The sequence below is a fragment of the Devosia sp. genome (assembly GCF_017307565.1).
Lineage (GTDB): Bacteria > Pseudomonadota > Alphaproteobacteria > Rhizobiales > Devosiaceae > Devosia.
Map to the genome: position 1 here is coordinate 1 of NZ_JAFKHD010000195.1, position 9616 is coordinate 9616.

Annotated in this window: 10 protein-coding genes and 1 tRNA gene; 2 read left to right on the plus strand and 9 right to left on the minus strand. The window is 63.1% G+C overall.

Going from position 1 to position 9616, the window contains the following annotated elements; translation table 11 throughout:
• Together J0I64_RS05925 and J0I64_RS05930 are read right to left on the minus strand one after the other, a co-directional pair.
• The coding region (locus tag J0I64_RS05925; protein ID WP_291406688.1) for an NAD(P)-dependent oxidoreductase at window positions 1-462 on the minus strand (462 nt) is incomplete at its 3' end.
• A gap of 75 nt (window positions 463-537) precedes the next feature.
• A complete protein-coding gene (locus tag J0I64_RS05930) occupies window positions 538-1278 on the minus strand; it encodes a cytochrome c family protein (RefSeq protein ID WP_291406689.1) in 741 nt (246 codons plus the stop codon).
• Between the two features lie 255 nt (window positions 1279-1533).
• Between J0I64_RS05930 and J0I64_RS05935 the strand changes: the two genes are divergently transcribed.
• Complete coding sequence (locus tag J0I64_RS05935; protein ID WP_291406690.1) at window positions 1534-2361, plus strand: prephenate dehydratase; 828 nt, start codon at window positions 1534-1536, stop codon at window positions 2359-2361.
• 162 nt (window positions 2362-2523) lie between these two features.
• Window positions 2524-3993, plus strand: coding sequence for a Si-specific NAD(P)(+) transhydrogenase (gene sthA, locus J0I64_RS05940; RefSeq protein WP_291406691.1), 1470 nt, complete (start codon window positions 2524-2526; stop codon window positions 3991-3993).
• A 21-nt stretch (window positions 3994-4014) separates the two neighbouring features.
• Here the strand turns inward: sthA and J0I64_RS05945 are convergent, their stop codons facing one another.
• The 7 genes from J0I64_RS05945 to J0I64_RS05975 form a co-directional block, all read right to left on the minus strand.
• A complete protein-coding gene (locus J0I64_RS05945) occupies window positions 4015-5508 on the minus strand; it encodes a TolC family protein (protein WP_291406692.1) in 1494 nt (497 codons plus the stop codon).
• A gap of 26 nt (window positions 5509-5534) precedes the next feature.
• Window positions 5535-7523, minus strand: coding sequence for an FUSC family protein (locus J0I64_RS05950; RefSeq protein ID WP_291406693.1), 1989 nt, complete (start codon window positions 7521-7523; stop codon window positions 5535-5537).
• Window positions 7504-8550, minus strand: a complete 1047-nt coding sequence (mdtN, locus tag J0I64_RS05955; RefSeq protein ID WP_291406694.1) for a multidrug transporter subunit MdtN — start codon at window positions 8548-8550, stop codon at window positions 7504-7506. The genes J0I64_RS05950 and mdtN overlap by 20 nt, the downstream gene beginning before the upstream one ends.
• Window positions 8550-8831 carry a YtcA family lipoprotein gene (locus J0I64_RS05960; protein ID WP_291406695.1) on the minus strand — a complete coding sequence of 94 codons (282 nt, stop codon included), beginning with the start codon at window positions 8829-8831 and terminating at the stop codon, window positions 8550-8552. Before J0I64_RS05960 ends, mdtN begins: the two co-directional genes overlap by 1 nt.
• 174 nt (window positions 8832-9005) lie before the next feature.
• Window positions 9006-9081: transfer RNA gene (locus tag J0I64_RS05965), tRNA-Phe, on the minus strand.
• 136 nt (window positions 9082-9217) lie between these two features.
• Window positions 9218-9385 (minus strand): DNA gyrase inhibitor YacG, encoded by a 168-nt coding sequence (gene yacG / locus J0I64_RS05970; RefSeq protein ID WP_291406696.1) that lies wholly within the window; start codon window positions 9383-9385, stop codon window positions 9218-9220.
• A partial coding sequence (locus J0I64_RS05975) for a Maf family protein (protein ID WP_291406697.1) occupies window positions 9385-9616 on the minus strand: 232 nt, incomplete at its 5' end. The genes J0I64_RS05975 and yacG, both read right to left, overlap by 1 nt.

Genomic DNA, 9616 nt, shown 5'->3' on the forward strand with positions numbered 1-9616 from the left:
GCCGCCGTGGCGCGCCAGACGCGCCGCATCCTGGCCCAGCACGCCCATGCCCATGATCCCCACCGTGGTTTCGCTCGCAGCGGGCGGATAATACTGGCTCCAGCGTCGTGCCTTCTGGTCGGCATGAAAGCGCGTGTACTGGCGGTGATGCATCGTCACATGGGCGACCACATAGTCGCTCATGCGCTGGCTGAGATCCTCGTCGACAAAGCGCACGATCGGTACGTCGGGCAGTCGCGGGTGCTGCATCAGTGCATCGACGCCCGCGCCGCGCGACAGGATGACCTCGAGATTGGTCAGGCCGTCAAAGGCGTCGGGCTGCGGTTTCCAGACAAAGATATAGCGCACATCCGCCGGGTCGAAGTCGTCGCCGCGCCGCACCACCGGATAGGGGGCGAGCGTCTTGCGGAAGGATTCAGCCCAGCTGGCCTCATCGACGTCGGTCACATGCAACAGCATCATGGCGGCGGACTCTCTCAAGAAAAAAGCCGCGCTCGTGGCGCGGCTTGTGCATTTACGTGCTGACCCGGTCGGGCCTCAGTGCGAGGTGGTCGCAGGTGCTGCGGCAGGAGCCTGGGTCGCTGCACCGCCAGCAGCCGGAGTACCTTCGACGGGCGTTTCCGTCGAAGTGGTGCTCGGCGTTTCGGTTGCAGCAGCGGGCGCAGCCGGTTCGGCAGTGCCAGCGGCTGGTGCGGGTTCTGCGGCAGGGGCTGATTCGGCCGGAGCTGCTTCAGCGGCCGGGAACGGCACGGGGTCGGACGACAGGGTCTGGAGATAGGCCAGGATGTCGGCACGTTCTTCGGGAGAACGGACGCCGGCGAAGTTCATCTTGGTGCCCGGGGCATAGGCCTTGGGATTCGTCAGGAAGGTGTTGAGGTTCTCATACGACCAGACCTGACCTTCGGCCTTCTGCTGCTGCAGAACGTCGGAATAGTTGAAGCCCGCCGCATGGGCCTTGCTGGCGCCCACGATGTGATAGAGGTTCGGGCCGGTCTTGGCGGCTTCGCCTTCGCCAAAGCTGTGGCAGGACTGGCACTTGCGGGCGGCAGCCGCACCGCGCTCGGCGCTGGCGCTGGCAAGGAGCACCCCGAGCGGCACTTCCGGAGCAGCGTCCGGAGCAGCACCGGCCTCGGCCACTGCCGGCTCAGGCAGGGCATAGCCCGGACCGCGATCCTCGATAGGATGGTAGATGGCCTCAGCCAGGAAGCCCACGCCCATGACAAACATAAGTGTGCCAAGGACGGCGCCCATGATCTTGTTTAGCTCGAACGAATCCATTTGGTCTCTCTGCCGGTCCATCCCCGGTGGACATTGAACGAACCGAGCCCAACTTTGGGCTTAAAGGGAAAGCCCGCCTCAACCGGCCCGGTCCGACGCGCGCGGAAGATAGTATTACGCCTCGCAAGGCGCAACAGGGCAATCCCCCCATGCGACAATTCCCCCAATGTCATGCCAATTTAGCCTTGGCAACCTTTCATTGACACCCCCCGATGCCGGGACTAAAGCCCGCACACCCAGAAAAACGGACATCCCATGAGCAAGAAAATAGCCTTTCAAGGTGAACCCGGCGCCTTCAGCCACGCTGCGGCGGCCAATGTTTTTCCTGGCGAAGAGTTCATGGGCTGCGTGACCTTTGAGGAAACGCTCAATGCCGTTCAGACCGGCAAGGCCGATTTTGCCGTCGTCCCGGTCGAAAACTCGCTCTATGGGCGCATCACCGATATTCACCACCTGCTGCCCGAAAGCGGCCTCTATATCATCGGCGAGACCTATCTGCGCGTCGAGATGAACCTGCTCGGCGTGCCCGGCGCGACGCTTGAAGACGTCAAGGCCGTGCAGTCTCTCTCCGTGGCTCTCGGCCAGTGCCGCCGCTTCATTTCCGAACACGGTCTGCGTACCATCAATGCCGTCGATACCGCCGGTTCCGCCCGCGAAGTTGCGCAGAAGGCGGACAAATCGGTTGCCGCCATCGCCTCTCGCTTTGCCGGCGAAATCTATGGCCTCAATGTCCTGGCCGGCAATATCGAAGACGCCGACCACAACACCACACGCTTCCTCGTGCTCTCGCCCAAGGAAAAGCTGGCTCCGCAGCAGGGCAAGGTGAAGACCACCTTCATCTTCCGCGTGCGCAACGTGCCGGCCGCGCTCTACAAGGCTATGGGCGGTTTTGCGACCAACGGTGTCAACATGACCAAGCTCGAAAGCTACATGGTCGGCGGCGCCTTCACGGCAACCCAGTTCTATGCCGATATCGAAGGGCACCCTGATGACGTGGGCGTGCAGCACGCTTTCGATGAGCTGAAGTTCTTCACCGACCAGTTCTCGATCCTTGGCGTCTACCCGGCCTCCAACCCTTCCTGATCGGACAGCCGGCCCCTCGGCACCCGAAACGATTGGTAATACATCTGGGCTAATGTGCCCTGCGCATATCAGCCAGCCCGCGCCTGGGCTGGCTCGATCCGCTGCAATTGTGTTGTCATCACTGCGGCTTAGTCTGCACCCGTCGGATCCAGGGGCCTTCCGTTGGAACATTTTGATCTTATCGTCATTGGTTCGGGGCCGGCGGGCCGTCGGGCTGCCATTCAGGCCGCCAAGCTTGGCAAGTCTGTGCTCGTCGTCGAGCGGCGCACCCGCCTCGGCGGCGTTTCGGTGCACACCGGCACCATCCCCTCAAAAACCCTGCGCGAGACGGTGCTGAACCTCTCCGGCTGGCGTGAACGCGGCTTTTATGGCCTTTCCTATCGCGTGAAAAAGGAGATCGAGGGCAAGGATCTTGGCGCGCGCCTCCAGAAGACGCTCGACTATGAAATCGAGGTCCTCGAGCACCAGTTCGCCCGCAACGGCGTCCGCACCTTCGCCGGCGAAGCGCGTTTCAAGGATGACCACCATCTCGTCGTCGCTGATCAGAATGGTGACGAGCACCTTTTTGGTTTCGATTTTGCGGTTATCGCGGTCGGCACCTCGCCCTTCCGCCCCTCCAATATTCCGTTCGACGATCACACCATTCTCGACAGCGACAGTCTCGTCGCCGAGCCGCGCGTGCCGCGCAGTCTCACGGTGATCGGTGCCGGCGTCATCGGCATCGAATACGCCACCATCTTCTCCGCGCTCGACGTGCCGGTCACCCTGATAGAGCCGCGCGAAAGCTATCTCGATTTCATCGACCGCGAGATCATCGAAGAGTTTTCTCACGACCTGCGCAAGCGCGGCATGACCATTCGCCTCGGCGCCAAGGTCGATCGCGTCGAAAAGGACGCCCAGGGCTGGGCAATCACCATTCTTACCGATGGCCGCCAGATCCGCTCCGACATGCTTCTCTATGCGGCAGGTCGCATGGGCGCCACCAGCGACCTCGGCCTCGAAACCTGCGGCGTTGTCCCCGATGAGCGCGGTCGCCTGAAAGTCGATCCGGCAACCTTCCAGACCGACGTGCGCAATATCTATGCCGCCGGCGACGTCATCGGCTTCCCGTCCCTCGCTTCCACCTCGATGGAGCAGGGTCGCATCGCCGCGCTACACGCCTTCGGCGCCTCCATGCCGCCGGCGCCGGAATTCTTCCCCTATGGCATCTATGCCGTGCCGGAGATTTCGACGGTCGGCCTGACCGAGCAGCAGGTTCGGGCGCAGAACATTCCCTATGAATGCGGCGTCGCCCGTTTCCGCGAGACCTCGCGCGGCCACATCATGGGTCTGCAGTCGGGCATGATGAAGATGATCGTCTCGCTCGAAACCCGTAAATTGCTGGGCGTGCACATCGTCGGCGAAGGTGCAACCGAGCTCATTCACATCGGCCAGGCCGTGCTCAATCTCGGCGCGACCCTCGACTACTTCGTCGAGAACACCTTCAACTATCCGACCCTCGCCGAAGCCTACAAGATCGCCGCGCTCGACGCCTGGAACCGCATGCCGCGGACCAAGCCGATCGCCGAGGTCATGGACGAGCCCGAAATAGAACTGACCCGCCGCAAGGTGGCCGGCAAAGCGGGAGCCTAACGCTCCCGCCCTGGGACCACGCTAGAGGCTATTGGCGTTGGTCAGGCTGCCCGTGGCAAAAGCCAGCCTTGCCGCAGCGACGAATGCGTCGCTGCGGGCCTGCGCCTGCGCATATTGCGCCTTGAGCAGGCCCGTCTGTGCCACGCTGACATCGGCCAGCGTCCCAAGCCCATTCTTGTAATAGTCGAGCGCCGCCTCGTAATTGGTCTGCGCAGCATTCACCAGGGCCGCCGCGGCTGAGTTCGCGGAGAGACTGGTGCGCAGCACGTCATAGGCCACGACGATCTCCTGCGCCGCCACGCTCTGCAGGCGCGCAAAGTCCTGATGCGAGGCTGCCGCCGAAGAGACCGCGGCGTCCATGCGCGCATCTCGCATGCCGCCGTCGAAGATCGGCACCGAAACGCCGAGCAGTACCGCCGCATTGGGCTGGCTGACATCGAGCGTTGCCGCCGATCCCAACCGCGAGTCACTGACCGAGTAGCTGCCAAAGGTGCGGTTGAGCGTGCCGGTCAGCGCCACCTTGGGCAGGAATTCGGCCTGAGCCGCTGCAATGCCCTGTTCGCTGGCCTTCATCTGCGCGAGCGAAGCCTGCACGTCGGGGCGACGCTGCAACGAAGTGACGATCAGCTGGTCGAGATTAACCGGCACCTGGCGAGGTAGGGGTTTTCCGGCCAGATCCTGCACCTTGATCGCGGTGGTCGGGGAAATACCCATGGCGCCGAGCAGGACCGAATAATTGCTGCGCTCGCGGCCGGTGGCCTGGGTCAGGTCAAATTCGGCCTGCGCCACCTGTTGCTTGGCCTGGGCCACTTCCATGGTCGTGGCGACGCCCTGGCCGAGCCGCGCCTCGGCGGCAGCCTGCACCACCTTGGCATTTGCCAGCGTCTCCCGGTCGATCCGCGTCTGTGCCCGCGCCGCGCTATATTGGAAAAAAGCGCTGCTGACGTCGTAGATCAGCTTCTGATGCGCGCCATTAAAGCCGACATTGGCGGCGAACGAGAGTTGCTGTGCACCGGCAAGGGCCGCGTCCCGCGCGCCGAAATCGAAAAGCAGCCATTTGACCGCCAGCGACGGCACGGCCTGGGCCCCCGAAGTGGTGATCGTGCCGCTCGGCACCGAGACCAGCGGCGTATCGATGCCTGGCGCGGTATTGGAGGTTACGGCATAGCCTGCCAACACATCTGCGGTGATGATGGGGAGGTAGGCGCCCTCGGCAATGCCCGTCGCCGCCGCCGCCTCGCGCGCCCTTTGCCAGGCCGCCTTGGTGGCCGGGTTGGAGAGCTGCGCGATGTTGATCAGTTCGGGCAGGCTATAGCTGTGATTGGCATCGAGCTTGGGCGCCGCGATGGCGATCGGCATGCTGGGGTCGGGCGTCACGCCATAGTCAGCGACGCCGGGATCGGTCGCCGGCTGCCCGGCGGTGCCGCGATAGGGTGTCGTCGAATTTTTTGAGGCGAGATTGAGCGCCGAGCTTGAACAGGCGACGACAGCCAGGATCAACAGCGGCGCTATCATGCGGGCGAAAAATCCAAGGCCTCGCATCACAGTGCCTCAACCGAGTGGGCAAAGCCTTGCAGCAGTTCGCGATAGGTACGGGCGGTCGCCTCGAGATCGCCACGCCAGGATGCGCGGCGCGGCGTCTGTGCCAGCACGCGTTCGAGGCGGGCAAGGGTATCGAAAGATCGGGACAGCGACTGGTCGAGCATGGTCCGTGCCTCTGGTTCTGGCCTTACGATAGCCGAGGCGGCATCGTCCAGAAACCGGGCTGCAGACTCTTCCTGTGCAAGCGTTGCGGCTTTCACACAGCGCGGCGCGCCAAAGAGATAGCGCGGCCGGGCTCGGAGCAGCTGTACTCGCGCGATACCGGCCATGGCGTCCTGGCTGGCGTCCATGATGGCTTTGGCATGCGGCAATAGCGGCGAGCGCACCCGCAGCCGCGAGGCCTCGAAGGCGGAAAGTCGTGACAGACGCCGCGCTGCATCAAGCTCGGGCATGATGCCGGCAAGGCTTTTGCCGGTGCGCCGCAGCGCTGCGGCGAGGCCTTCCACGGCCTTGCCAAGATGCAGCGCCGTGCCCGCACTGACGCTGACCGGCCAGAGCCAAAGGAAGACGATGGTGACGACGACATTGCCGATGAGAATGCCGAGAATGCGGTTGGTCGCGACGTCGATGTCAAAGGCCGGCCCAAAACCTTGCAGGACGCAGAGGAAGAACGCGAGGGCCATTTGCCAGCCCATATATTGTATGAGGTTCGAGCCGTTCGACACCCAGGCGGCAATGAAACTGCCCACGGCAACGAGCAATAGCAGGTGCCCGATATCGGTCATGTGCGGCATGAAGAACACAATGCTGGCAATGCCCATGGCCGCGCCGATAAGGCAGCCGGCGATCCGCAGTGCGGCCTTGTGCAGGGTTTCGCCGGTGCTGCCGAGCGCCACGTAGAAGCATGTGATCATGGCGGTGTGGATTTCGAACCAGTTCCGCGCCGTATAGATGCCATAGGTGATGAACACGGCCAGCATGGTCTTGAGCGCGAACTGCATATAGGCCGGGTTCGTGAACGTATCCGAAGGGGCAGCTTCGGTTTTCTCGATTGCCGGAATTGCCCGCCGCCCAGTCCATAGGTCGGCAATCTCGCCGATATGCTGCGCCAACAGGGCCGATTGCCCCTTACTCGCTACCACGCGCCACCCACCCGCCGGTTGCAGACGCCGCTCGATGGCGTCGGCCACCTCGTCGATCTCCCGGGCGAGAAGCAGGTCGGACTTGGCTCCCAATGTCTCGGCCAAAAGCCCCTGAACCCGGGGCAGGATCGCTGCCAGCCGTTGCGCCTCGACCTTTGAGTGAAACCCAAAAATCGCGCCCAGCCGGGCAGGGGAGGCCAATTCGCCGGCCGGCTCTTCGAGCAGTTCCCGCGCCTCTTCGATTGCCGCATCGTCACCGCGCAACAGCGCGGCGCTGGCCCTGAGACGTTTGCCGACCGATTTCCGCGCCAGCGTCGCGGGGTTAGGGCCGATCAGCGCATTGACCAGAATGAGCGTTGCCATGGGGAAGAACACGACGACCCACATCCAGCTCAACCCGCGTGACAGCAGTTCGGGAATGGGCACGAAGTCGTAGAGCGTCATCACGAAGGCGAAGACGAACCCAACCGTCGCCGCAATCGGTCCGGCGCGTGTCGCGACCGAAAAATACATGCCGCCGAAGGTAAAGGCGGCCATGAAACCCAGCCGCAGCATAGGCTCATCGGCTGCAAATTGCAGGAAGACCAGGCCGAGCAAAATGCCCACGGAAGCCGCTATAATCAGGGCAATGGCAATGAGAATGCCGCTCGCCGCATTGTCGCGGCTGGCAAAGAAAATGAGATAGCAGGAAAGCGCAGCCTCGGGCACCTGCTGGCTCATGGCCAGAACCACGACGATGACGCAGCAAAGCGCCATGCGCAGCGAGGCGCCGAGCCGGCCCTCGTAGGGGCGCAGCTCGTCGAGCAGCAGGGCATAAAGCCCCGGCTTAGTGCGTGTCGCCGCCATTGCCCGCTTCCGCTGAAGTGCCCTTGATCACAACGACCGCCGAGGCCCCGACGCGCATCAATCCGGTCGGCGGCTCGTGCAGCTCCACATAGACCGGGAAGCGCTTGGCGACCTTCACCCAGTTGAGCGAGTTGGAAACGATGGGCAGCCCCAGGATGGTCGCGGCATCGGCCGAACGAACGCCCCAGCCGATCGCCGACACCGTGCCGCTGACCGGGAATTTCGCATTGGCCATGACGAAAACCTCGACCTCGTCGCCAATGGCGATATTGGGCAATTCGGTTTCGCGGAAAAAGGCTACGGCCTCCCAATGCGAGGTGTCGATCATGGTGAAAACGGTTTGGCCCGTCACCACATATTGCCCCGCCGGCATGGTCAGACCCGTGACGATGCCGTCAAAAGGCGCGCGGATTGTCGTGTTGTCGAGATCGCGCTGGGCGAGCGCAACGGTCGCCATGGCGGTGTCGACCTGCGCCTGGCGCGTGTCGAGCGTGCCGATCACCGTGCTTGCCCCCTGCGATTGCTGCAGGGCCTGATCGAGGCTGACCAGCGCGTCATTATAGGCCGTGCGGGCCTGATCGACCTGCTGGGCCGTAACGAAGCCACGGTCGAGCAATGGCTCGAGCCGGTCGAGCGTCTGCTTGGCGAGGTCGGCGTTGAATTTTGCGCGCTCGATCTGCTTCTGCGCCACGTCGGCATTGGTCTGTTCGGTCGCAATATTGCGCTCGCCCTGGGCCAGTTCCGACTGGGTGGCGCGCAGTTCGGCCTGCGCCTGTTCGAGGCGCAACTTGTAGGGTTCGGGGTCGATCTGGAACAGCACGTCGCCGGATTTGACCGTGTCATTGTTCGAGACATTGATGGAAACGACGCGTCCCGGAACGGTCGGGGAAATCTGGATGACCGGAGCCTCGATCTCGGCGACATCGGATCGGGGATTGGCAAGGCCCGCGCTCCAGGCGAGGTAGATCATCACCGCCGTGCCGGTAAATACCGCATAGCCAATGATTTTTCCCAAGACTGCCCGCATCACGCCGCTCCCGACCAGATCATCCAGAAGCCGATGCCACAGCTGATGGCAAGGCAGAGATAGACAAGAGGTGGTGCCGGCAGGTGCTCGTCGATCCTGAGCGCGATCAGCAAGGCACGGATGATGACGGCGAGGATGATGCCGCCGACGGCGCAGATGATCCAGGCCGGAAAGAACGAACCAAAAATCGGCACGGCCGGCGCGCCGCCTGCGGCGCTACAACCACTAAGGGCCAGGACGCTTGCCAGCACGGCGACGGAGCGAATTGCGCGTGGCGGCATTCGAGGCCCCCTTCCATTGGTTCTCTCGCTGATTTATCCGCGCCAAAAGCCGGACGGCAAGTGCGGAAGCGAAAGCGCCGGGGGATTCTTGGTACCCGAAAGGCTCCGTCATTGGCGATTTCGGGCAGCGAAAATCGATTGCTGCGAAGGGCTGAGTTTGTCGGGAGGGAGAGGTGGTGCCCAGAGCCGGAATCGAACCAGCGACACGCGGATTTTCAATCCGCTGCTCTACCAACTGAGCTATCTGGGCATCTTTTTCGCGGCGCTTGGCTGCGAGCCATGGGCCTTATAGGAGATCGTTTTTCCGCGCGCAAGCGCGAAAACGTCATGTGGAAAAAGAGGCTAGTCTGTTAGCAGACTGTTACCCCCGAGCGTGGCCAAGCGGCCTATTCGTCGTCGTTTTCGCTCTGGGGCTCGTCATCCCGCGCGGGGATGACGTAGGAGCCCGTGAGCCAGCGGTTGAGATCGACATCGGCGCAGCGCTTCGAGCAGAAGGGCTTGTACTTGTCGACCGCCGGCTTGCCACAGATCGGGCACTTTTTTTCGGCGGCCATCAGACGCCCGTCAGGCTCGACTGGTTGAGCCAGTTGAAGTGCACGGGATAGCCCTCGCCGGCGAGCAGTTGGGTCACTTCATGGAGCGGCAGGCCGACGACGCCGGAATAGGAGCCGGACAGTTTGACGACGAAGGAGCCGGCAATGCCCTGAATGGCGTAGCCGCCCGCCTTGTCGCGCCATTCGGCGCTGGCGAGATAGGCTTCCAGTTGGCGGTTCGACAGGCGCTTG